We start from the raw sequence: 26,101 nt of genomic DNA, 5'->3' as shown, positions 1-26,101 counted from the left end.
AAGTAAAATAAGTTCTATTTAAGTAGAGCTAATATTTCTTCTGTTTTAGCCTTCATTAATGCATCATCTGCTTTTGACTCCACGTTGAGACGCACTACCGGCTCAGTATTCGAGCTGCGCAGGTTAAAGCGCCACTCCGGGTATTCAATACTGATACCGTCGGTGGTATCCACGTTGACGGCATCTGGTTCATAGCGTTCGCGGATACGCGCAATAGCCGCCGCCGCATTACCCAGCTTGCGGTTAATCTCCCCTGACGCCGGGAACGCCGCCTGGCGATCCGCCACCAGCGACTTCAGCGAGCTGTTTTTCAGACACAGCAGCTCCGCCACCAGCAGCCACGGGATCATCCCGCTGTCGCAGTAGGCAAAGTCGCGGAAGTAATGGTGCGCACTCATCTCCCCGCCGTAGATGGCGTCTTCCTGGCGCATCCGCTCCTTGATGAACGCATGCCCGGTCTTCGACATCACCGGCTGACCACCGCTGCAGGTCACGATGTCCACCGTGTTCCACGTCAGGCGCGGGTCGTGAATGATTTTCGCCCCCGGTTGCTTCTGCAGGAACGCTTCCGCCAACAGCCCGACAATGTAGTACCCCTCGATAAACGACGCCTCGTCATCAAACAGGAAGCAGCGGTCGAAGTCGCCATCAAAAGCAATCCCCATGTCCGCCTGATGCTCGCGCACCGCGTCGGCAGTATCCTGGCGACACTCCGGCAGCAGCGGGTTCGGAATACCGTTCGGGAAATGCCCGTCCGGCTGGTGATGCACCTTGATAAAAGTCACCGGCGCCCCGGCCGCCGCGAAGCGTTTCTCCACCTCATCAATCACGTGCCCTGCCGCCCCGTTGCCGGAGTTCACCACCAGCTTCAGCGGACGGGTGAAGTTCGCCAGGTTTACATAGCCCATCAGGTGGTCGACGTACTCCTTCAGCACCGAAATCTGACGCAGGGTGCCGCGGCGCTCCGGGTCCACCGGTGGGAACTGGTTCTGCTCCGCCAGGCGCTGGATATCACGCAGGCCGGTGTCGCCGCTGATGGGCTTCGCGTTCTCTCGCACCAGCTTCATGCCGTTGTAGTTCATCGGGTTGTGGCTTGCCGTCACCTCGATCCCGCCGTCTACCCCGAGGTGGAAGGTGGCAAAGTAAATCTCTTCGGTACCGCTCAGGCCGATATCAAGCACATTGGTACCGGCGTCCATCAGCCCCCGAGCCAGAGCCAGCTTCAGCGACTCGCTGGTGAGGCGCACATCGCCCCCGACTACAATCTTCCCGGGTTTCAGAAATTCGCCATAGGCGCGCCCGATACGGTAGGCGATGTCCTCATTCAACTCTTCGCCCAGTTCACCACGGATGTCATAAGCCTTAAAGCATGTTAACTGTGTCATTCTGCGTCTTGTCCCGAAAAATATTAGCAACGACCATACTGGTCTTTAATACGGATAATGTCGTCTTCACCGAGGTATGACCCCGACTGGATCTCCAACACTTCCAGCGGAATACGGCCCGGGTTTTGCAGACAGTGCTCGGCCCCGATGGGAATAAAGGTGGACTGGTTCTCCGTCAGCAGGAATTGCTTCCCGTTCACCGTCACCTGGCCAGTGCCAGCGAGAATAACCCAGTGCTCTGCGCGGTGGTGGTGCATCTGCATAGAGAACGCCCCGCCCGGTTTCACCGTGATGCGGTTGACATTAAACCGCGGAGTCTGCACCACAACATCGCAGCGGCCCCAGGGACGGTAAATCTCGCGGTGGCGCTTGTACTCGCTGCGCTGGTTCTGTTTAAGGAACTCGACCGCCTTCTTCACGTCCTGGGCGCGCTCGCGGTTCATCACCAGCACTGCGTCCTTGGTACTGACAATCACCAGGTTTTCCACGCCAATCGCCGCCACCAGCTTCTCGTCGCTGTTGATGTAGCAGTTTTCGCTGTTATGCACCCACGCATCGCCGCTGAGCACGTTGCCCTGCGCATCTTTCGGGCTGACGTCCCACAACGCCGACCACGAGCCAACGTCACTCCAGTCGGCATCGAGGCCGACCACCACCGCATCGGCGGTTTTTTCCATCACCGCGTAGTCGATGGATTCGTCTGGACACTCGCAGAAAATGTCATGCGGAATACTGATGAAGTCGCTGCCGTTATCCGCGGCGCTGACTGCGGCCTGGCAGGCCTCAAGGATATCCGGGCGAAATTTGGCCAGCTCGGAGAGGAATTTTTTGGCACGGAACATAAACATGCCGCTGTTCCAGTAGTACTCTCCGGAAGCGAGGTAGGTCTCGGCGCGCTCCCGGTCTGGTTTCTCAACGAAGCGAGCCACATGGTAAGGGGTGTGGTCACTGTCGGTAAGCGCCACGCCGCGCTGGATGTAGCCGTAGCCGGTTTCTGGAGCGTTTGGCACAATCCCGAAGGTGACCAGATGCCCTGCATCGGCATACTGCTCGGCGACGCGGATGGCATCGTGGAAGACCGGTTTGTTATTGATGATATGGTCTGCGGCAAGAACCAGCATCAGCGGGTCGTCCCCATGGCGAGTGGCCTGGAGGGCAGCCAGGGCAATGGCCGGGGCGGTATTGCGCCCGACTGGCTCAAGAATGATGTTATTAGACAGTTTATTGAGTTGGCGCAGCTGTTCGGCCACCAGGAAGCGATGCTCTTCGTTACAGATGACCATCGGTTCATGAATTTCAAGGCCCGAGAGTCGGGTGATGGTTTCCTGCAGCATGGAGTTCTGCCCGTACAGCCGGAGGAACTGTTTCGGGTAAAGCTCGCGAGACATCGGCCAGAGACGACTGCCAGTACCGCCAGCCATTATCACAGGAAGTAACATATTAATTTCCTTTAATTAAAACCCTGTTATTTAACACCCAGTAAATTACTGAGGCCAGAAGCGAACTAATATAGGAGCACAAGATAATAAATATGGTGATTTCTTAAAAAGATTTAAAAATACACATTAAAGTATTTTCAGAAAGGAAAAGTATTTAGTCAGCTTATAGAACCAAATATAAAGGTTAAGATAAAAATAAAGGTAAAGGTAAAGGTAAAGGTAAAGGTAAAGGTAAAGGTAAAAAATAGTCAGGCCGAATGGCCTGACTGCGACAAATAAAGATTATGCCATCCACTCAGTATGAAATACGCCTTCTTTATCAGTGCGCTTATAGGTATGAGCACCGAAATAGTCACGCTGAGCCTGAATCAGGTTAGCAGGCAGGACTGCAGAACGATAGCTATCGTAGTAGGCAATGGCAGCAGAGAATGTCGGAACAGGGATGCCGTTCTGAACAGCATAAGCCACAACATCACGCAGCGCCTGCTGATATTCATCAGCAATCTGTTTGAAGTACGGCGCCAGCAGCAAGTTGGCAATACCCGCATTCTGCTCGTAAGCATCAGTGATCTTCTGCAGGAACTGAGCACGGATAATGCAACCGGCACGGAAGATTTTGGCAATCTCACCGTAGTTCAGATCCCAGTTGTATTCATCAGACGCAGCACGCAGCTGGGAGAAGCCCTGAGCATAAGAAACGATTTTGCCCAGATACAGAGCGCGACGAACTTTCTCGACAAACTCAGTCTTGTCACCAGCCGGTTGAGCTTTTGGCCCCGACAGGACTTTAGACGCTGCAACACGCTGCTCTTTCAGTGAAGAGATGTAACGCGCAAAGACAGATTCGGTGATCAGGGACAACGGTTCACCCAGGTCGAGTGAGCTCTGGCTGGTCCATTTACCGGTACCTTTGTTGGCCGCTTCATCAAGAATCACATCAACCAGGTATTTACCTTCTTCATCTTTTTTAGTGAAGATGTCTTTGGTGATATCAATCAGGTAGCTGCTGAGCTCGCCTTCGTTCCACTCGGTAAAGGTTGTTGCCAATTCTTCATTAGAAAGCGCCAGACCACCTTTCAGTAACGCATAGGCTTCGGCAATCAGCTGCATGTCGCCATATTCGATACCGTTGTGGACCATTTTGACATAGTGACCCGCACCGTCAGCACCGATATAGGCGACACAAGGTTCACCGTCTTCGGCACGTGCAGCGATCTGCTGAAGAATTGGCGCTACCAGCTCGTAAGCTTCTTTCTGCCCACCAGGCATGATAGACGGGCCTTTCAGTGCGCCCTCTTCCCCACCAGAAACACCGGTACCAATGAAGTTAAAACCTTCGGCAGACAATTCGCGGTTACGACGAATTGTGTCCTGGAAGAAGGTGTTACCCCCATCAATGATGATGTCGCCTTTGTCCAGATACGGCTTAAGAGAATCGATCGCGCTATCAGTACCAGCGCCTGCTTTCACCATCAACAGGATGCGGCGTGGAGTTTCGAGGGATTCAACAAACTCTTTAACGGTATAATGCGGGACCAGTTTCTTGCCCGGATTCTCGGCAATCACTTCTTCGGTCTTTTCACGGGAGCGGTTGAAAACAGAGACGGTATAACCACGGCTTTCGATGTTGAGCGCAAGGTTGCGCCCCATCACTGCCATACCGACAACCCCGATCTGTTGCTTGGACATTACATACTCCTGTCTGGTGTGGTCACTGCGACACGTTCGCAGCTTAAATGTGATGATTATGTTAGCTCAAAAGAAACATATACGATAGTTAATATTGCTAATAAACATTGGGCTCTAAGGTAAATTATTGAACAAAGTCAATATCGAAAACATGTAAGGAAATGAAATAAAAAATCAATGCACCTTGATTATCACGGATATCGATTTAGAATCAGAACTGTAAAAGTATATAGGAGATATTAGAAATGATTAGTAACATATCATTGTCGCGTCGTAATTTCTTTAAGTTTAAGATATCTTTTTTTGTATATGTCTACAGCATACCATCAATAGCTAGATCAATTGAGAGTACAAAGCAAGCCTTAATCACAGATTACTATAGGGGTGATTGGGAGGATGCATTCCATAGAGCATTTCAGAATTCAACTGTAGTTATAATACCCGAAAATGTTGAATGCAAGAATTTTAATTTTAATCTAAAAATCCCCTCAGATAAAAAAATAATAATCAAGGGAACCATTAGTGGTAATGGCAAAGGCACAATACAAATTAGTGGTAATAACCAAATTGAAGGTATCAATGGGAAAATAATAGATGTTATGATTATAATTTCCGGAGGAACTCCATCACTGACAGGACTAGAATTATCAGGATTTACCCGAACGGCCAGAGTTTTTATCGATGGAGCGGATGGAAACATTGAAAATTTATTGATACACAACGTCGTGTTCCGTGATGCAAACTATGGAATTCTCAGGCAAGGACATTCATCCACCTTAACAAAAGGAACAATTACTAACTGTAGATTTTATAACCTACAAGGCGATGCCATAGAGTGGAATGTTGCTATAAATGACGAACAATTATTAATAGCGAATCACATTATTGAAAATATTAATAATACAAATAAAAAACCCTATTGGGGAATAGGAATAGGACTTTCAGGGGCACATTATGATAATTTATATCCAAAAAATAAAACAGTGAAGAACTTTATCATTGAAAATATAAAGGGAACAAATTTAAGACAACTAATACATGTAGAAAATGGAAGCAACTTTACAATCCGAAATATTACAGCAGAAAATATTCTCAGTGAGTATAGCGATAATTCCGGATTAGAACCATCAACAATTGCAATTTATGGCTCTGAAAAATTCAACATACAAAACATTACAATGAAAAACAGTAACGGGATTATTATCGGATTTGGCGTCAATTACGGAAAATATATATCAGCCCCTCAAAATTTCACAATAAAAGATGTCAAAATTAACAATACAACTCAACTCAACGTTGGAATAAAGCTTGCACTAGGAAATAAAAAAAGCAGTGTATCAATTGAGAACATAAATATCATTGGTGCTAGTATGAATATCTTAAATAAACCAGAAAACTTGACTTTAAAAAACATATCAATCAAGTCAATGGATCTTAAAGAATCAGCTATAACACTAAACCTAGATAAAAGACAAGATTCAAGATATAAATTCAACGTCATCGATAATAATTTAATAGCAATTACAAATGTGCAAGGGATCAGTGCAAGTGGAGAAAAAAGAGTTTATACCCAAAAAGATCTAAAATGAATCTTTCAATCTAATTAATTATTGCACCTGCATAAACATCGAACATCAAATAATATAATGACTACGGATAACCATCTAATAAAATGAGGTTATCCAAAGTCAACCCCTTGCAATTAAAATAAGTTTATTCTATCTCAATTTAAAAATTGCCAATATCAATCTAAACATTATTTAATCAGTAATTAGAAAATTTCTAGCAGAATATATAAATTCCATCAAAAGAAAAATTTATAAAAAATGGCAATAAAAATTATTTAGTAAACTGTTTTCCCTACAAACCCTTTAAATATAGTTAAGAATACAATTTTTAAATCAAACCAGATACTCCATTCCCTAATATACTCCAAATCATATTCAACTCTTTTCTCCATTTTATCTAGGGTATCTGTTTCACCACGCCAGCCATTCACTTGTGCCCATCCAGTGATTCCTGGTTTGACTTTATGCCGTAGCATATAGCCCTGTATTAAATTACGATATTGCTCGTTATGAATTATTGCATGAGGTCTAGGCCCAACAATAGACATTTGACCGCAAAAGACATTAAAAAACTGAGGAAGTTCATCTAATGAAGTCCGCCTTAAAAAACGACCAATTTTCGTAACCCGAGGATCATTCTTTGTCGCTTGAACAACAATACTTTCATTTTCCATGACGTGCATTGTTCTAAATTTCCAAACTTGAATTGGTTTACCATCCATTCCGTATCTTTTTTGCCTAAAAATTACAGGTCCGGAACTAGTGGCTTTGATCAAAATAGAAATAAGCAGTAAAACGGGAGATATTAACAATATAATAACAACAGACAATATGATATCTTCCAGCCTCTTAAAAACCATATTTATGCCATTAAGAGGTGTATCAAACAATGGCACAACAGGAACTCCATTAACCTCTTCGGTTCTTGACTGTAGTATATTAAAGGTAAATATATCGGGTATGAGCATTACTGAGCACGTCGAATCAGTTAATTGCTGAACTAGATTTTTCATAAGTAATTCATCACGCATGCTCATAGCTATATAAATTTTATCAATCATTCCAGCCTTAGCATCTTTTACAAGCTTATCCAAATTGCCAACATATGGAACTTCAGTAGATGATTCTAATGGATTATTATCATAAACCCCAACAATAATAAAACCTAACCAAGGTTCATTTGCGAAACTCTTTAATAAATTGATACCTGCTGGTAATGTTCCCGCAACAGCAACACGCCTAGTATTATAGCCCAAGTTTCTAATTATTCGTGCACAATAACGTATCGCCATCCGAGAAATAATAAAACCCAAACATACTATGATATACCAGGTAATATAGAATTTAAAATCGGCATCAAAAAAAGAGAAGAAAGACATTAACCCAACTGCGAAAACTAGGCTCAAAGTCCAATTCTGCAAAATAAGATTAAGTTCAACAGAAATTTTAACTCCACGCCATGAACGATAAAAGTCAGTTATCCCTCCTATCATTTGAAATATTACTAAAACCAAAAAAGACATCATGAGATACTGTAGTGAAAAAACTAACCCATAATAAAAACAAACTGCACCAACACCAAGAAAAATAACTGATATATCTGAAAAGCGTTGCATTATAGATATTATCGAGGCGTTAGTTTTTGAGCGTGCTCTATGTTGTAAAATTGGCATGACAACCTCATGTACTTATTAATCTTGTTAGATCTCGCATACTCTAGAGAATATTTTAGCACATCAAAGTAAGGAACAGGCCTAACACATAATAATCCTTAATATTTTACAAATACTATAGTAGTGAGTCATTACTAATAAAATGATTGGTATATAACAATATGCTCAACGATAATATCTTGTCGAATAAGAATAAATAAAAATTATAAGACTATAAATTAATCCTGTCCAGCTTATGCTATCAGATATTAGAATTGAGACTGTCGATTAGCTTACCCAATATTGAGTTTTTATTTAAGTTTGTCTCAGCATATCGCGAAGCTACTTCATTCTCTCTATTAAGGGTCAAGCTCTCTGTAATCCCAGAAGCTAAGGCACTGGCAGATTCAGGCTCAACATTTATCGCAATTCCTGGATATAATGAGCAAAGCTTTCCAAGCTCAGTATCTGGATCAGCCGTTATCACAGAATTTCCGCCTACTGCTAAAATATTGGTTAGCTTAGATGGAAGCACAGAATCAGCAGCACCTCTTCGTTGAATAACCAAATGACAATCAGCTAACTTTAATAAAGCTGGCAAATATTCATAAGGCTGCAATGGTCTAAATAATATATTAGTAATCCCCAAACTATAGCATCGTTTTTCCAACTCATGTTTACCAAGACCATCGCCTACAATCAGAAATATAATATTTACATTTGATTGCATCATTTTCGCGACTTCAAGGATAATTTCTAAGCCTTGTTTCTCTCCAATATTACCTGAGTATAAAACTATCTTTTTAGTCCTTGAAACACCCAATATTGATGCAATTTTATCAATAGCACCTTCTGTAACATTTCTAAATCTTTCTACTTCAGACCAATTCGGAAAATACAGAATTCTATCCTTTGAAACGCCCTTAGACACAGCCTTATCGACCATTGAGTTTGATATAGTTGATACAATGTCAGCTTTCCTCAAACACCAGCGTTCAAAAGCACTTGCCATCAAACCTAATTGTTTATGCTTAGTCATTCCTAACCCTAGCATTGCATCCACTTCATAATCTTGTATATGCAACATAAGCTTTGATGAAGTTATTTTTTTTAAAAAATAAGAGCCTGGGAAACAAAACATGGTAGGAGCAATACATATAATGTAATCAGGTTTCCAAGAGGTTTGCTTTAACAATGAAAAGAATGACGTAAATGAGAAACTCAGCAAATGCAGAATTCGCTTAACTGTAGATTTTTCGCGTGGAACATAGAGTGGACATCTATATATGGGGTACCTTGTATTCTCAAGTTTGTAACGAATGCTCGAATACCCCTTAGAAATTTTCCACTCTGGATAATATGGGGGTGCCGTAATTACGTGGACATCAACGCCATGATCAGTCATCCACTCGACCATTTCGCCAGTATATTTTCCAATACCTGTTAGCTCAGGAGAGAAATTTATCCCATAGACAAGCACTTTCATATTATAGTGTCCTTCCTTTGCTAAAAATAGGCTTTAGTATTATGATGAACAAACTCACTTGTTAATATATCATCCTTTTTAATCCATAAATATTCATTATGTTGCTCGTGATTAGATGGAATGAATTGCTTTAATGTTATTAATTTAAAAGCTAACACAACGTAATGAGTTGAAAACATCTCTTCCGAAAAGTTATCGTCATAAAAATGCTCGTAAACCCCCATAAAATGGGCGGAATTCCTATCAAAAGATATTCCTAATTCAGATGAAGTAATTCTTAGAAACGCGTCATCTAACGATTCGTTTTTTAGTATACGCCCCCCCGGTACGAACCAAAAGCCCCTTGCGGGGCGATTGTTCCTTCTTCCTAACAAAAAGGAATTATTATCATCTTCAATAATTAAATCAATTGAAATAAGAGGAGCATTTCTTACAATACATTTAAATAATGCAGTGTCTAAATACATTTCTAGCCTCTAAATATATTTTGGTTCTCCAAAAACCATTTATATGTACTTTTCAAACCATCTTCTAAAGTTATTTTATACTCCCAACCCAAACTGGACAATCTAGACACGTCGAGTAGTTTTCTTGGTGTACCATCAGGTTTGGTGGCATCAAAAGATATAATCCCCTGATATCCAACAACCTTCGCAATTGTTTCTGCTAATTCTTTAATAGTACAATCAACACCAGTACCCACATTTATATGTGACAGCATGGGACTTGTTTTAGATTTCCAAATTTCTTTTTCTAATTCCATAACATAAATACTGGCACTCGCCATGTCATCAACATGTAAAAACTCTCTCATGGGATTACCACTTCCCCAGACAACCACTTCAGGTAACGAAGCGGCAGTAGCTTCATGAAAGCGTCGAATCAATGCAGGAATAACATGTGAATTCTGAGGATGGAAATTATCGTTTTCTCCATATAAATTAGTTGGCATTACAGATCTATAATCACGTCCAAATTGTCGATTATATGACTCACATAATTTTATCCCGGCAATTTTCGCTATTGCATAAGGCTCATTTGTTGGTTCTAATGTCCCCTGCAATAACTCAGACTCTGCAATGGGTTGATTAGCATATTTTGGATAAATACATGAGGACCCGAGGAACATCAATTTGTTAACATTATTCAGATGCGCAGAATGAATTACATTATTTTGTATAACGATATTTTGATAAATGAAATCAGCAGGATATGTATTATTCGCAATAATTCCACCTACTTTAGCTGCAGCTAAATAAACTTCATCAATGTGCTCTGATTCAAAAAAATGCTGAACAGCCGTTAAATTTAAAAGATCTAATTCATTTCTATTTTTAAAAACTACTTCGACATCATCTCGATATTGTAATTTCCGCAAAATTGCAGAACCTACCATACCATTATGGCCCGCAATAAAAATATTCTTTTTGCTCATTGAAAATTACTCCAACGCGATGGAAACATCGTAACCATGAGATTTAAGTAAGGAAAACTTCTTCGCTGCTTCGAGATCTTTCTGTACCATTTCGGTAACCATCTCTTGAAGGGTAGTTTCTGGCTTCCACCCCAGAACTTCATGAGCCTTCGTAGGATCACCTAACAATGTTTCAACCTCTGCTGGACGGAAATAACGAGGATCTACAGCAACAATTACATCACCGACATTAACACCAGGAGCATTTTCCCCTTCAACAGCTACAACTACTGCTTTTTCATGAATGCCTTCCCCCTCAAACCGAAGAGTAATACCCAATTCAGATGCAGAAAACTCAACAAATTGGCGTACAGAATACTGAACACCAGTAGCTATAACAAAATCTTCAGGTTTATCTTGTTGTAACATAAGCCATTGCATTTTTACATAATCGCGTGCATGCCCCCAGTCTCGCAATGAATCCATATTGCCAAGATATAAGCATTTCTCTAGCCCTTGTGCAATGTTTGCTAGTCCACGCGTAATTTTTCTTGTAACAAACGTTTCTCCACGACGAGGTGACTCATGATTAAAGAGAATACCATTGCATGCGTACATTCCATACGACTCACGATAATTAACAGTAATCCAATATGCATAAAGTTTAGCTACGGCGTACGGAGAGCGTGGATAAAATGGTGTAGACTCTTTTTGAGGTATTTCCTGCACTAATCCATATAATTCAGAAGTCGATGCTTGATAAAATTTAGTTTTTTTCTCTAAACCAAGAAAACGTATAGCTTCTAATAAACGTAGTGTACCAATTGCGTCAACATCAGCCGTGTATTCTGGTGATTCAAACGAGACAGCAACATGACTCATAGCACCCAAATTATACACTTCATCTGGTGAAATTTCGGATAGAAGACGCGTCAGATTTGAAGTATCAGTTAGATCACCATAATGTAAGTGAAATTTAGGATTTTTTTCATGAGGATCTTGATAAATATGATCAACCCTTTCAGTATTAAAAGATGATGAGCGTCTTTTGATACCATGAACCTCGTATCCTTTCTCAAGTAAAAGTTCAGCAAGATAAGAACCATCCTGCCCAGTAACACCAGTAATTAAAGCTACCTTAGTCATCATAACTCCTTAATATATTAGTTGAGGCGTGCATACAAGCATCATCAATAAAAATGATGATTTTAAATAACATACTATTATGATTTAAAATTATTAAAATCTTGCTTTTATTTTCTTGGCAGGATTCCCGACGTAAACATAATTTTTATCTAAATCGTTAAATACAGAACTGCGAGCACCGACCAGGCAGTCATCTTCGATAGAAACACCTGGAGATACAAAGACGTCGGTTGCTAGCCAACACCCATTTCCGATAATTATATCTTTAGAGAAAATATCGAAACGATTACTTAAATAATCATGACTTCCAGCGCATAAATAACTTTTTTGGGAAACAACTGTATTTTTTCCAATTTTGATATGTCCTAAAGAATAGATAACAACATCATCACCTATCCAAGAATAATCTCCAATTGAAACCTTCCATGGATAAGTGATCTTGACAGAAGGACGAATTAATACTCCCTTTCCAATTTGGGCTCCAAAAGCCCTCAATATTAATCTCCGCCACTTATAACAAAACTGTGGTGACCAAGCAAATAGCGTTGCTTGTACCAGCCACCATAACTGGACATATAATGCACTTTTCCCACGAAAACCGTTAGGCATTGAAAACTTATTTAATTGCTGTCCCATCTACTTTTTCCCAATTTTTTTTAACTCTATTTGTCATTAACCTTCTAAAAAAATAAGATAGACATATAAACGGCTTGGGCATTTTCAGTATTTCTTTTTGAACTTTCATTGCATCTAGACATAATTGTTCACTATTTACTGTGGATACGCCGCCTATGGAGAAAGAGGAAAGTATCTCAGAAAATCTAATAAACTTAAATCCTTTTTTATATAGTTTTGCTGTCAGTGCATAATCAGATGATACTTTATATGACAAATCATACCTTACTTCCTTTAAAACTGACAATGGATAAATAATTGCCTGATGGCTAGCAGGTAAACTATGATATATATATATAATTTTTTTAGCCTTTCTTATTTTAGTAAAGCTATTCCCAAAATTAAGAATGGCATCACAAAGAAAAACCGTATTATCTATTTTTGATATACAAATTTCATGTATTAAATCTGCTGCACCTGCAACTATCGAATCTCCCGAATTTAGAAACAAGGCATACTTACCAGTACTAATTGCAATCCCCTTATTCATTGCATCATATATCCCTTTATCACTTTCAGATATATATTTTAAGTTATATACACTCCCTAATTTCGAAAGATATTCAGAAGTTCCATCCGAAGAACCACCATCAATTACAACCCACTCAATATAGTCGTAATCCCTTCCATTAATATGGGACAGCGATTCATATGTTTCTTTAATGCCTTCTAAATTATTGTAAGCGACGGTAATAATTGAGAGCTTTATCATGTTAATTTCCGTAATCTTTATTTATTTTTCGGGCAATAACTGGTGCAATAATAGTAAATATATATTCAGGACTAAAAATTGCACCAGTAAACATTAACGAGAGCGGAACGAAAAGTAAAAGAATGACTATCCCTTTATCTTTTCCGTTTCTATTAATTTTAACTTCAGAACAAAATATTTTCATAAAACAAAACAAATATACCGCTATTGCTAAAATCGCTAACCATGAAAAATGCACAATAAGTACATAAATACCATTATCAAGTGTTTTGCCAACTTGTGAACCATTCAGAATACCAAATGAGCTAACCAATTCATACAATGAACCAAACTGAATGATTCCATCAATGTTAGTGAGTGCACTAGAAACGATTTTCAGGGGACCGATAATGCGATAATATGAAGATGTACCAGCGCTACCTAATTCACCGAGTCTAATCAATATATATGGTAATAAAAAGTATATAACTATAATTAAAACCAATAATGATAGTATTATATATGGTATCTTTTTCTTCAAACTTTTCCTTTCAGAATAAACTAGAATCATTTCAATTCCAAAAAGAATAATGAAAGTCATAAGTCCGGAAAAAGATCCTGATGATAACACCCCGACAAAAACAATAATATCAAATAACTTATTCCTATATTCTAATTGTCTCAAACACAACCACATAGAAATTAAAACTAAAGAATAAAATGCCGGTTCAAAGTATAGTGAATTAGAACGTAGTGCTCCATACTGTAAAAAATTTATGAGGTATTCATTAGAATAAATTAATACTTTAGAAAAAAAGCTGATTAACTGACTACTACCCAATATTAATAATTCTAGCACCTCTAGCACCGATATAGCTACAACTATGAGTATAACGCGTTTTACTGCGTAAATCAGTGTATTATTATTTTTTAATTTTATAAAAGTAGAGCTATAAATTAAGGAAGAAACTGTCCCAACATATATAAATAGCATTAAAGAAGTAAAATATTTACTTGGATCTAATGGGCGCCCAAATATTTTATTAAATAGCACAAGACATATTAGTAACCCAAATGAAAGCAATATTTTATTTTTACTAATTCCTCTAACACAAAATGCAATAAACAAAATGGTAAAAGTAGCAAGAGTAATAGGAAATGTTTCTCCCAGCGATCCAATCTTAACATTCAGAAGTAAATATGTTAAGGGTATGTATGAGTATTTAGATAGTTTCATATATTTTCATATACTCTTTCAGCATCATATTTCCACTAAATACATCCGAGGCTCGGGCTTTCAGTTCACTTAATGTTTGGTTATATAGATACTGACATAACTGTATCTTGTCCATAGATAGACACTTACTAAGCTCATCCTCTGAAATTACTCTTCCATTTACCTTAGATAATACTTCAATAGAGGCTTCACTTCTTGTAGCCACCACAGGAATTCCCAAAGATAGACATTCACAAAGAATCAATGGATAATTATCCACTTTTGATGTAAAAATCAAAGCATCCATATGTCTTAAATGCACAAGTAAATCATCTTTATTACTTATATATCCGTGATTGACAAACACATCATTGTTAAATGGAGAGTTCTTACCAAATGTATGAATTTCTATATCGTGCATTGGTACTGAGTTTATTAAATTAGCATCAGTTTTACCATCATATGCAAGATCATGCGCAACTACTGCAAATTTTCGCTTCTTATCATCGTTAATTTCTTTCCTTTTGTAATTATCGCTTTTTTCCAAAGATAGTGTTGAAATAAAATTCTCACTGTCAATATCGAATCCATTGTTAATCACGCGACATTCTGATATTCCAATATGACTGTATTGCATATTAAACGATTTTGCGACATGTAAGCTTGGAGAAATAAATTTGCACCCTAACAAACTCATTTTCTTTACAAAATCAATCTTATTACTAAGTTCATTACGTGCATTATCAATTCGGACTGGCGGATAATTATTTTTTTGAGGACATTCATAACAATTATTTTTCCAATTTTGGCAATTATTCAGAAAGGCACAGCGGCCAGTAATTGCCCAGTGATCGTGCAATGTCCATACATAGGATATATTATATCTAGAGCTAATCTGTGAAAATATATCTGTCAGAATATGATAATTAAGCCAATAGCTATGTAACACATGGAGATGTACAATAATCTTTTCTTTAGGGTCAGACTGCTCTATTTCTTTTCGTAGTTTATTAATATTCCCAAAAAGATCATAATTGATAAAAGGGAAACATAGTAAATTCAAATATGACTTAAATATACTAGTATTTTTAATTACGTTAGGAACTGATTCATGACTTTTGCTTTTGAGTCCACTTTTCCCATAGCCATATACAAAAAAAGATGGGACACCATGTTTAAGTGCTCGTCGATGTAAGTCAAGAGCAACGCCAGCTGCCCCCCCTTCAGCCAGACGAACATTTAATTGGAATATTTTCATTATTGTTACCATTCAATATCAAAATACAGAATCTAATTTAGATAATTGTTCTCTAAAAATTCTAATTTCATTATCTTTCAAGTTTATGCTTGTTTTTTCGCCAGATGAAATCCAAGCTCGCATTGCATCAGTATCACCACGTTCGCAGATTGGTAGATTTGTATCTGACGATATTTCTTTGGCTCTATTATCTATAGCAACAACAAGTGTTCTTCGTAAGTGTTGAAGCGCAAAAACACCAGCATGTAATCTTGTACCAATGTAATCAATACCTTCATCTCTTTTCAAGATCTTTTCATAAGAATATAAATTAGGTGGTACTATCTTCACTTTATTTTCATAACCTATTTTTTTCAAGAATTTTAAATCTCCATCTCCCTGCAACCATAAATATACCGAATCGTAATTATCAATTAGAAGATCAAGCATTTGTTTATCATTTTTAATATCTGTATTATAATCTGTGATAGTTGTAATTACATCGTTAGCTTTCTCTCCAGGGATTTTATCACAATGGCTTTGGTTTAAATCCCACATAGTTGGGCAACCTGTGTTGATTACATTCTTAATACCAATAGACTCTAGCATATTTGCTGTATATTGATCTCGCACACTATGATAATACTCTTTCGAAAGTACTTTTTTATATAAAAATGATGTATATAAGTTAGGTTTGCTTTGATACTGCCACCAGCCTGTTCCAAATAAAATACAGTTCTTGAGAATGAATGGATCGGTTAATCTTATCTTCCATTGCCGATAAAATGGCATATTAGATGAAAGTAAATTTGAACCACCAACAAATGAATATTTACTTTTGAGTACTTTTTTATAAGCAGGAATACTTAAATAATCATGTGATGGTATATTAACAATTTGATTATTCGAAACTATATTATTCAGCTCACGCATTACAGCCCTGGTTATTATTTGATCCCCTAAATTAGTACTGCACGAAGATACATCAAACAAAGTAAAAAGATTTTTATATTTCATGCCTTAACAACCTCATCAATTGCATTTAAAGTATTATTTACAAAAATATTCGATTCAAATCTCTTTAAAAATTTTTCCCTAGCACCATAACACATATTCTTATGTACTGCTGAATTAGAACTTAACCACATTATTTTTTCAGCTAACATAATTGGGTCATCTGCTAGTAAGCCATCTACTTCATTTTCAATTAATTCAGGAAAGGCCCCTTTATTATAGCAAAGTGTAGGTACTAAATATGCCATTGCTTCGGTGATGACTCTTCCAAAAGCTTCATCTTTTGATAGCATAATATGCAAGTCATTGTTTGTATATATCTCCGACAAATCACGAACATAACCTCGGATATTGATCTCAATGATCTCACCAAAATCATATTGAAGTTTTTCTACAAAATAAAGTAATGGTCCTTCTCCATATATATTAAACACTATTTTTCTTGATGTATTTGCTATTTTATTTTTTAGTACTTTTATTATATGCTCAAGATCAAGAAGGCCTTTTCTTTCAGTTAATTCACCTACAATACAAATCCTAAACTCTGTTCCTGACTCCTTCCCGTCTAAATAATTATCAAGAATGGTTTCCCCAAAAAATGGATCTTCAGATCCATTATATATTACTTTTCCAGATATTTTTTTAAGTTTTAAATTATTGCGTATGTTTTCCTTTACAAACTCGGAGATAAATATACATAGATTGGCATTACTCAATGCATTCTTATATATCTTGCGATGTATTTTGCTTTTCAAGCCAATTTCATTATACAGCGGAGAATGTACAGTAATTATATATGGAATATTTAGTAACTTAAGTAACAAGTAAAATCGGATACACACATTTGGTAAATGTAGATGGACATAGCGAATATTTTTCCTTTGTTTAATGATTTCTTTCGCAACCCTTCCCCATTCATTTGTATTTACATAATCAAACGGAACCTTATCAGCATCAGAATATTTATCTGAGATCGGAGATTTAGGAATAAATGTTTTTGTAACTAATTTTCTTTTTTTAAGCTCATCATTTAAAATATAGCAATAACGCCTAGCTCCCCCACTAAGGTTCATTCCGACAATTCTATATATCATTATTTCCCCTTGAATAAAACAGTTGTTCCGACTCCCATTTTTTGGTCATTACAAAAACATAGGCTATTAATATAAAATTACTTATTGCATTTACCCCACAAAAGACTGCAACTGATAAGGCTGCATTATGTGTTACATAGCCTACCCACCATATAGGTATTAATCTTACTGGGAGCATAAGCAACATATAATATAATAAAAATTTTTGTTTACCTATAATAGGTACTAACACTATAGCCGGCACATTTATGAATAGAGAAAAAACCCAAATAGATATCCACTTAGAATATTCACCAGCGACCTCCCATCCAGCGCCAAAGATTAATGCAAAGGCATCCCCACCCCATATAACAACAAAAAGAATGGGAATTATTCCTATCAATGATAATGCTAAGGTAGCTTTTAAAGCTGGAGTTAGTAATTTTTTATTATGATTATGTAGTTCACTTAACTTCTGATATAGGACCTTACGAACAGCCTCTGAAATTAACGAGCTTGGGAGTCTTAATACTCTATTAGCTAACCAAAAAAAACCAACAATTCTGGGCTCAAATATATAGCCTAATATCAAACTAGGCATATTTTGTGATAACGAGTTTATCAAATCCTGTGGTGCTCTATATATGACAAAGTCTTTATATTTAATAGCATTAGATTTTATATCACTTAGCGAAAGCCCATTCCTCTTATAATCGAACGGTGACTCTTTAATAGTTTTCATTAAAATAAAAATTATTTTCGCCACGTTATTAAATATACTACCTAATAATAAAGTAACGATACTTGCACCAATCCCCCATCCTAATAACATTACAATGGATGATGCCAAAGTGCCAATTATAGTGGAAATTGATAGTAACCGAAAATTTTTATTTCTACTTAACCATGAATCATAGAGCGATGAAATAGTAAAAAAAAGTACGCCGATCGGGATTAAAAAATATAAATGGGCGATATCTCCTAATCCGATCATTGACATTAATGGTTTATTAATGAACTGAAATAAGAGAAGTAAGATACAAATAAAGGTACAAATTAATAGTCCAAGAACAAATATTGCACGTGAATCTTTAATTTCCTTTGGTAATACTATCGCTAAATCGTATCGTAATGCAGCTACTGTACTAATTACAGTTACTGTTGCAACAAATATCCCCATTACACCAAAAGATTCAGCGCCATAGATCCTCGTTAAAAGTGGGCTGATTAATACTGATATTAATTGAGCTATTGCTGTGCCCGACATTACGATTGTAACATTTCTTACAAATTCACTTTTTTTTAATGACCCAATCATATTTTTACCAATAACTCAAAAAGTTATTTGGGCATATATACATATGCCCTCAGGTTATTTATTTTTTGTCAGTGTATGAATAGTCGTAGTAGCTATAGCCATAACCATAGTAGCTGCTTGCTTTCTTTACTACACCATTCAAAATACACCCTTTGACAACAACCCCACTTTGTTCAAATCTTTTTATGCTTACATCTATCTCTTTTGCTGTATTAACCTCGAATCTAGCGACTACTAATGTAGTTCCTACATATCGACCAATTATGGCAGCATCTGTCACTGCCAAAATTGGGGGTGTGTCTACAATTACCAAGTCATAACTCTTCGTTGCCCAACAAAAAAAATCGCTTAGTCTGTCATGCATTAATAGTTCTGCTGGATTCGGTGGTGACATACCTCTAACAACAAAGTCGAATCCTAATTCATCATTTCTATTTATTATAGCTTCTTTACTAGTCTTACCAGAAAGAAAATCTGACAGGCCTATATTTTCAGTTATACCGAACATTTTATGCACATATCCTTTACGCATATCTGCATCGATAAATAAGACTTTCCTTCCACTTTGAGCAATTACTTCCGCTAAATTAGTGCTAATAAATGTTTTACCTGCATCTGGACTAGCTCCAGAGATCATCAAAATGTTGTTTTTTGCTTCCATCATTGCAAAGTGTAAACTAGTTCTCAATCCTCTAATAGCTTCTATTGCTAAATCTGCTGGATTATCTATTGCTAAAAAACTTAAAGAGTTTTTACTCTTGGATATAACCCTTGCTGCTTTGTATCTACTTTCTTTATTAGTATTTTTGCTCAACAACCACTCTGACACTGGAATACTCGCATAAACGTTAATACCCAATTCTTCCAGTTGCTCCGGTGATTCTATTCCTCGCCTCAACATAATACGGCATAATACAATACATACTGATATGATCAAGCCTATAAATATACCCAGTAAGACTATTAAGAGTTTCTTTGGTTTTATCGGAGTAGGATCTGTAACAGAGTTATCAATAATTCTTACATTTCCTATTGCACTCGACTTCGCAATATTAAGCTCTTGCTGCCGGTTAAGCAATTGCATATATACTGCTTGACCTGATTCAACATCTCGACTAAGCCTTAAAATCTCTTGTTGAGTTTTAGGCATAACAGAAACTGCTTTGTTTAATTTTTCTCTTTCTTGCTGTAAAGTTTTTCTTTTTTCCATAAGAGCCTTATAACTTGGATGCTCTTTTGTGAACAACTGAGAAATCTCTGCTTCTCTAAAAGTCAGTTCATTTAGTTGATTATCAACATTAACTATCTGATCTAAAACAGATTTAGCTTCTAACGAGAGATCAACAGAATCATTTTGCCTTCTGAATGTATTTAATTTTTCTTCAGCACTATCTAAATCTGCTCTTACTTTCGGCAATTGTTGCTGTAGAAAATCCAAACTTTTTGCATCTTGAGCTGCTTGTCTAGCAATATTTTGTGCTAAATAACTTTGGCTTATACTATCCAGAATATTTGATATCAGGATTGGATCGCTGCCAACAAAATTTAATGTCAACATTCCAGTATCTTTACCAAGATCAGATACGGAAAATGCATCGACTAACTCACCAATTGCCTTTAACTTTGATTGCAGCGTCAAGACAAATTTGCTACCCGGTTGCGCGTCTATTTTGTCCACCATTATGGTAATATATTTACCACTGGTTAACACTCCTGCTTTGCCTTTTATTTTCTCATCATTATTCTCAACAATGTAATGTTCATTATCAATAACAGTTAATTTTATTGGGTCATCACCAGTATTGGAGTTTTTATCTATATATAGTCTTGAAACATTTAAAGACCCCTCACTTTTCCCTGTTAATCTAGCGAAACCTTTGCCAAAAATGGGAAAATAATCAGGTTCAACGACAATTTGTAGGTTAAGCTCATCAACTGTTTTCCCCATAATCATTCTTGACTGCAATAAGGCAATCTCTGGAGCAGATTGTGGTGCGGTATTAGGCAAGACTTGACTGAGACTATCAAGTATCGCATTACCTTGCTTTTGTTCTACCTGAACTAGTGCGTTAGCTTGATAAATCGGGGTACTGAACAACGCAAAAATAAATGCTATAGCGGTCGCCAACAATGTTAGCGAAATTATTAATTTCCGATGATCAATTAATTCACCAATTAAACGTCCGAGATCTATCTCATCTGTTTCGACATTCTGAGGCTTATTTGTAAGATGTGAAGGCATGAGTTTTTCCTTAATTTAGTCGCTCAGCTTTTCTACCCAATCTTGGCATGATTTATCAATCAGCGTATATACAGATTCAAACGCTTCATCACTTTTTCTATAAGGATCAGGTATATCACGCCCATTCATCCAATGACCTAAAAGCATTGTCTTACCTCTTGCTTCAGGAGAAATACGTCCAATTTTTTCAAGATGTTTACGTTCCATAACTAATATTAATTCATATTTTTGAGCTAAAGATGACGTGAATTGCTGACCCTTATGGTCTTCTAAAGATACACCATGCTTACTTGCCACAGCTACAGCGCTGGAATCAGCTGCATGCCCTACTAATGCATCCGTCCCCGCTGAATCGATCGTTCTTCCCTTGAGGATGCTTCGCAATAAACGTTCAGCAATAGGTGAACGACATATATTCCCAGTGCAAACTATTAGTATTGAATTAAACATTGTTATGGCCATGTTTTGATATAGCGTAAAGTTTCTGTCATATCATGTACGCCCGTAATTGTAGGCACTAACTGTGAAATTACTCGATTCCAGCGAACAAGTGGTGCACTTGTCACATATACAATATCATATGGTTGTAATTGAAACTCTGTTCCAAGTACCATTGCGGAAGCATCCTGTGCATTAAGCTGGTATATATTAGCAATTTTTCCTGTTTTATCACCCTTCAGTTGACGCACAACAAAAATTCCAGTCGCATCACTAAGTGATTGAGACAATCCTTCAGCATTTCCAATCGCCTCAGCTAATGTCATTCCACTTCTGTCCATCCGCAAGGTACTCTGTTTCCCGACTTCCCCCATAACGAAAACTTTCAAATCATCATTACGTGGGATAAATAATATATCGCCTGGATAGAGTAAATGATTCTGTTTTAAATCACCTTTTTGCATTAGCTCATATAACGACACTTTTGTATCTTTCCCATTATGGGTCAATACTACATTACGCCAATCTGCATCTGGAGCTAAACCGCCAGCAGCGTTTATTGCATCCATCACAGTTAACGGAATATTAGTTATTGGTTGTTGACCAGATTTTAGTACCTCCCCTGTAACATATACTTTTTGGGAGCGAAACGCAGCAATGCTTACATCAACCTGCGGGCTTTCAATATATGTTGTTAGTCGGCTAGCTATATCTTGTCTCACTTGAGCTAACGTTTTACCTGCTACTAGGACTTTACCAATATAAGGATAAAATATTGTACCATCAGAATTAACCCAGTTCCCCGTATCACTGGCACTTCTATACTGACCTGCAGGTGTTGTCAATTCTGGATGATCCCATACAGTAACCATAAGTACATCGCCAACACCAATACGATACTCATAGTTTTGAAGTAAATTATCCAACTGGGGATTAGAACGAGCTATAACAGGTTCTGGACGCAATTGATCAATGAGGCCTGGTGTCATAGGGTAAACATTAACCAGTTTGTCCAGATCATAATCGCTATCAGGTAGTTCAACTACATTCTTCCGTAAGCTATTTAATCCCTGACCTGGAATAATTGTACAACCCGATAAAATACCTATTGCCAATGCTAACGCCGAAAATCTAACAATTTTTTTCTTCATAATGTCACATCATCAGTAAACCAAAATTTGACAATTTCTGAGCAGCTGTTTGATTTTCCAACACATCCTTGTGTGGTCATGTACAGAGATCGATTCGTATCCTATGACAGTCATTTAATCTCTTTACCAATCTGCCGCATTCAGCCTATAAACTAAATGGGATCTCAATCCCTGCACCTGCACCCACATCATCGCTTTGACTATGATCGGTATCGGTATACCAGAGTGAGGTATTCAAACGCACCGACTTATAGACGTCACCACTCCATCCAAGTTGTACTCCCTTCAAGCTATCGGAGTGTGGAAACGCCTTATTAAATGATTGATTATCAGGGTTCACTTTGGCGTAGACTAGACGCGTACTCCAGCGCTGATTATCTTCAGTAATCAGTTCGACTTTACCAGCAAACAGTTGCCCATCCCCTCCCATGGCATCACCCAATGGATAACCCTGCTGATAGTATCCGCCTTTATAAATATGATGCCAGTAACTATATCCTGTCCTACTCATATTCGTACGAGTATCATGTGCTTCCAAGTACCAGTTAACTGCATTTTTTCCCCAACCATGATGACCTTCAATACCAGCAAGAAACATATTTGCCGATGGTAAATATCCTGCTTCATCCTCACCGACTAGTTGACCATATATACTAACAGGCCAACCCAATGTAGGTTCTAACTTAAATTTAAAATCAAAACCCGCCAGTTGGTTACCTGGCTCATTGTCCGTCCCGGTATTATCATGCCCGGTAAAACCATCCCAAAAGCTGCTAAAGGATTGAGGGCGTCCCTCCCCGCCCCACTGCATAATTCGTGAAGCCCCCAGTTCAAGAGACTGAAACGGAGTGAAGGTCAAACGGCCGCCGATAATCTTGGTATGCGGTACCGCCGTGTACTGGTTCATCTGGCTGGCGGAGATCTGGTACTGCCAGGGACCAATCCAGCGTAGCCACCAGGTTTCCGGCGCGGTCTGTTCTGCGCGCTGCATCAGAAATCCGGTCATTGGTCTGGCGGCATCGCCGCGGATCAGGCTCCCTTCATAGCCAGGCCCCCACCACTGCGGCATCTGGCCAAACGACAGCCACTGATTCCAGAATTTTACCGCGCCGTACGCGCCGTTGGCATTGAAACGGGAGCCATTGCTGATACGCTCACCGCCTTCAACATTGCCCTGCAGATGAACATCCCACCAGTCACCGCTGTTATTAAAGGCCAGCGATAGCGAATTATCTGCCGGTTGGCTTTGTGCAAAGCCCTGCGGAGTTCCCGGCTGATCGGTAGAAGTGTAGCCGCTGGCGCGGAAATCAGCCTTTAATGAGGAGAGACGCTGATTAATACGCGCCAGCACCACCTGTTCAGAAGAATAGGAGGGTTTGGCCTTTTTTAACGCCCGAGTAATCTCTTCCTGACTCAGGGGCCAGGTCGAAAGGCTAAGCTGGATAACTCCCCGGTCAGACAGCCAGGAGAGATCGTTGCGCAGTTCGTTATCATTGAGTACCAGACCAGAGGCATACACCTGCGCACTCACCGATGTCAACAGCCCCAAAGCAAGTGCAAGACGCGCGATTTTCATCATTATACAAGATCCATTTTTAGCCCCGTTTCCGCAAGCTGGCGAGTCATGGGGAATATGAGTTTAGAGAGCGCACGCTGACGCCAGTCGTAGTATGTTTGTTCAGCAGTGATGATGCAATAAGCAGTCTCTTCGAACGCAATCAGCCACGCACATTTGAAATGTCAGTACAGTAGTCTAAACGCCAGCGACGCCCCTCACACCGATCGCTGCCGACCGTGGACATGCTCAGGTCAACCAGAGGTATAAAACGCTGTTGAGTCAGAAAGAGTGTCGATTATATACCGCTGCTGCGGATAATCATCCGTCGCTACCGGTTTTAGGAATTTCGAACATATGATGATGACTGCGGAATTGAGACTGACGGTTTCGATACGCTACCGCCCTTGGCTTAACAGCTACCAATGCACTGTACTTCATTTATACATTTTTGCTGGCGCAGCGCCCGCCGGATTATTAGTCACTGACAATATTTTAGCGGCATCAAGTTTACGAGATTCTGCCGTAAAATGGGAGTAAAAATGACAACTATTCGCTTATAAAAACAACCAAATCTTACTCCCCCGACAAGCGGACGACATCACAATAAGATTGTTTAATAATATCTCGCTGTTCCAGCCAGCGAAACTTACCCACGCATCAATACAAAATTAACACCATGTTTTTTAAGGGTTTTACTGACAAAATAAACTATCTACTCGAATTGTCGTCACTTTCGTCAACTACAAAAATTAATACCTTTCATTCACTTTTTATACTTGACAAAGATAATTTAACTTCAGGCATCAGGCGCTGGCTGTCTATTTAGGATTGTTCTCAGCCACGTTATTTCCTGTGCCAGCAAAACATTGCTGCAGAATGTAGTATCAATTATTTATTTCATGAATATGAATGCGTGAGGCCGGGACTGATTCTATTATTTTCGCTGGTCTCATTCATTGTCAGCAGCACACTCAGTAAAAATGCTTATGCATATCCGCCCGGGTAAAGGGTTTTTCCAGCGGACCAATCTTGACGGCAATTTCGCCCAGCAGTGACTGGGTCGGCGCTTTAGTGCCAATATTTAGCAACACGACGGGGATGATAATCAGACTGAGCACCCCGCCCCAGGAGAGCTGCGCATCGACGACACGTGATGAGTTCCGCTGCAGCAGCAGAAACAGCGCGCTACCGCAGGCGCCAAGCAGCAACCCTGCAATCACTTCTGATGGGGAGTGGGCATGAATCGCCAGACGGGAATACCCCACGAGGCCAGCCAGCAGATACCCCATCACCATGGCAGTCCGGCGTAAAGCAACGCTACCGCGAGCGCAGAGCAGCCATAAGAAAATAGGCCAGAAGGCGGTAGATAAAGCGGTGTGCCCGCTAAAACCGGTGAAATCTAACTCGCGGATGCCGATGCCCCAGCCCATAAACGCCAGTTTTGATGCACTGACGATGGCGCCGGTAATACCAAATAGCAATCCCCATTGCCAGGCAATCTGTCTGGAAGGCCTGCGCAGAAATAAAACCATGAACACGGCTGCCGCGCTGGGTAACAACACGGTACTATCACCAAAAAAAGAGACCCACTGCCAGTTCATTTATTTTTCATCCTTTGACGATTTTCCAGTTCGCAGCGCCTTTGTCCATGACGTTGGTATGGGCATACACATCCGATAACTTCACATTTTTATGCATGCATCACTGTT

At 39.0% G+C, this 26,101-nt stretch carries 21 protein-coding genes; 1 reads left to right on the top strand and 20 read right to left on the bottom strand.

Annotated features, from left to right (window positions below; genetic code table 11):
* Positions 1 to 14: 14 nt before the first annotated feature.
* The 3 genes from rfbK to gndA form a co-directional block, all read right to left on the bottom strand.
* Entirely contained in the window at positions 15 to 1,385 is a 1,371-nt protein-coding gene (gene rfbK, locus OQV00_RS08395; RefSeq protein WP_097357877.1) for an O9 family phosphomannomutase RfbK, read from the bottom strand.
* A gap of 23 nt (positions 1,386 to 1,408) precedes the next feature.
* Complete coding sequence (locus OQV00_RS08390) at positions 1,409 to 2,824, bottom strand: mannose-1-phosphate guanylyltransferase/mannose-6-phosphate isomerase (RefSeq protein WP_266280172.1); 1,416 nt, start codon at positions 2,822 to 2,824, stop codon at positions 1,409 to 1,411.
* A gap of 282 nt (positions 2,825 to 3,106) precedes the next feature.
* Complete coding sequence (gene gndA, locus OQV00_RS08385) at positions 3,107 to 4,513, bottom strand: NADP-dependent phosphogluconate dehydrogenase (protein WP_266280170.1); 1,407 nt, start codon at positions 4,511 to 4,513, stop codon at positions 3,107 to 3,109.
* 245 nt (positions 4,514 to 4,758) lie between these two features.
* Here gndA and wcaM point away from each other — a divergent pair, with 245 nt between their 5' ends.
* The gene (gene wcaM, locus OQV00_RS08380; RefSeq protein ID WP_266280168.1) at positions 4,759 to 6,102 is read left to right on the top strand and encodes a colanic acid biosynthesis protein WcaM; all 1,344 of its coding nucleotides are present in this window, start codon (positions 4,759 to 4,761) and stop codon (positions 6,100 to 6,102) included.
* A 254-nt stretch (positions 6,103 to 6,356) separates the two neighbouring features.
* Here the strand turns inward: wcaM and wcaJ are convergent, their stop codons facing one another.
* From wcaJ to OQV00_RS08295, 17 genes are all read right to left on the bottom strand, one after another.
* Entirely contained in the window at positions 6,357 to 7,754 is a 1,398-nt protein-coding gene (wcaJ, locus tag OQV00_RS08375) for an undecaprenyl-phosphate glucose phosphotransferase (protein ID WP_266280166.1), read from the bottom strand.
* Between the two features lie 241 nt (positions 7,755 to 7,995).
* The gene (locus tag OQV00_RS08370; RefSeq protein WP_266280164.1) at positions 7,996 to 9,219 is read right to left on the bottom strand and encodes a glycosyltransferase WbuB; all 1,224 of its coding nucleotides are present in this window, start codon (positions 9,217 to 9,219) and stop codon (positions 7,996 to 7,998) included.
* Positions 9,220 to 9,239: 20 nt separating this feature from the next.
* Entirely contained in the window at positions 9,240 to 9,686 is a 447-nt protein-coding gene (locus OQV00_RS08365) for a GDP-mannose mannosyl hydrolase (protein ID WP_032695387.1), read from the bottom strand.
* A gap of 2 nt (positions 9,687 to 9,688) precedes the next feature.
* On the bottom strand, positions 9,689 to 10,654 hold the full coding sequence (gene fcl, locus OQV00_RS08360) for a GDP-L-fucose synthase (protein WP_032695388.1): 966 nt from the start codon (positions 10,652 to 10,654) through the stop codon (positions 9,689 to 9,691).
* Positions 10,655 to 10,660: 6 nt separating this feature from the next.
* On the bottom strand, positions 10,661 to 11,779 hold the full coding sequence (gene gmd, locus OQV00_RS08355; RefSeq protein ID WP_032695389.1) for a GDP-mannose 4,6-dehydratase: 1,119 nt from the start codon (positions 11,777 to 11,779) through the stop codon (positions 10,661 to 10,663).
* Positions 11,780 to 11,872: 93 nt separating this feature from the next.
* Entirely contained in the window at positions 11,873 to 12,415 is a 543-nt protein-coding gene (locus OQV00_RS08350) for a putative colanic acid biosynthesis acetyltransferase (RefSeq protein WP_266280160.1), read from the bottom strand.
* Positions 12,396 to 13,163: a glycosyltransferase gene (locus tag OQV00_RS08345; protein ID WP_032695606.1), complete on the bottom strand. Its 768-nt coding sequence runs from the start codon at positions 13,161 to 13,163 to the stop codon at positions 12,396 to 12,398. Before OQV00_RS08345 ends, OQV00_RS08350 begins: the two co-directional genes overlap by 20 nt.
* 4 nt (positions 13,164 to 13,167) lie before the next feature.
* On the bottom strand, positions 13,168 to 14,382 hold the full coding sequence (gene wcaD, locus OQV00_RS08340; RefSeq protein ID WP_266280158.1) for a putative colanic acid polymerase WcaD: 1,215 nt from the start codon (positions 14,380 to 14,382) through the stop codon (positions 13,168 to 13,170).
* The gene (locus tag OQV00_RS08335) at positions 14,369 to 15,619 is read right to left on the bottom strand and encodes a glycosyltransferase family protein (protein ID WP_266280156.1); all 1,251 of its coding nucleotides are present in this window, start codon (positions 15,617 to 15,619) and stop codon (positions 14,369 to 14,371) included. The genes wcaD and OQV00_RS08335 overlap by 14 nt, the downstream gene beginning before the upstream one ends.
* A gap of 18 nt (positions 15,620 to 15,637) precedes the next feature.
* A complete protein-coding gene (locus tag OQV00_RS08330; RefSeq protein ID WP_032695392.1) occupies positions 15,638 to 16,615 on the bottom strand; it encodes a polysaccharide pyruvyl transferase family protein in 978 nt (325 codons plus the stop codon).
* Positions 16,612 to 17,706, bottom strand: coding sequence for a glycosyltransferase family 4 protein (locus OQV00_RS08325; protein WP_266280154.1), 1,095 nt, complete (start codon positions 17,704 to 17,706; stop codon positions 16,612 to 16,614). Before OQV00_RS08325 ends, OQV00_RS08330 begins: the two co-directional genes overlap by 4 nt.
* Positions 17,696 to 19,003: a lipopolysaccharide biosynthesis protein gene (locus tag OQV00_RS08320; protein WP_080724309.1), complete on the bottom strand. Its 1,308-nt coding sequence runs from the start codon at positions 19,001 to 19,003 to the stop codon at positions 17,696 to 17,698. Before OQV00_RS08320 ends, OQV00_RS08325 begins: the two co-directional genes overlap by 11 nt.
* Positions 19,004 to 19,061: 58 nt before the next feature.
* The gene (locus OQV00_RS08315) at positions 19,062 to 21,245 is read right to left on the bottom strand and encodes a polysaccharide biosynthesis tyrosine autokinase (protein WP_032695395.1); all 2,184 of its coding nucleotides are present in this window, start codon (positions 21,243 to 21,245) and stop codon (positions 19,062 to 19,064) included.
* A 15-nt stretch (positions 21,246 to 21,260) separates the two neighbouring features.
* Positions 21,261 to 21,695, bottom strand: coding sequence for an arsenate reductase/protein-tyrosine-phosphatase family protein (locus OQV00_RS08310; protein WP_072009503.1), 435 nt, complete (start codon positions 21,693 to 21,695; stop codon positions 21,261 to 21,263).
* 2 nt (positions 21,696 to 21,697) lie between these two features.
* The gene (locus OQV00_RS08305; RefSeq protein ID WP_032695396.1) at positions 21,698 to 22,834 is read right to left on the bottom strand and encodes a polysaccharide export protein; all 1,137 of its coding nucleotides are present in this window, start codon (positions 22,832 to 22,834) and stop codon (positions 21,698 to 21,700) included.
* Positions 22,835 to 22,979: 145 nt separating this feature from the next.
* The gene (locus OQV00_RS08300; RefSeq protein ID WP_054829255.1) at positions 22,980 to 24,413 is read right to left on the bottom strand and encodes a capsule assembly Wzi family protein; all 1,434 of its coding nucleotides are present in this window, start codon (positions 24,411 to 24,413) and stop codon (positions 22,980 to 22,982) included.
* A gap of 950 nt (positions 24,414 to 25,363) precedes the next feature.
* Complete coding sequence (locus tag OQV00_RS08295; protein ID WP_180862520.1) at positions 25,364 to 25,993, bottom strand: phosphatase PAP2 family protein; 630 nt, start codon at positions 25,991 to 25,993, stop codon at positions 25,364 to 25,366.
* Between the last annotated feature and the right edge of the window lie 108 nt (positions 25,994 to 26,101).

This window comes from Klebsiella sp. DY2415, from assembly GCF_026314315.1.
GTDB lineage: Bacteria > Pseudomonadota > Gammaproteobacteria > Enterobacterales > Enterobacteriaceae > Klebsiella > Klebsiella ornithinolytica.
This window is presented reverse-complemented; position numbering and strand designations above follow the sequence as displayed.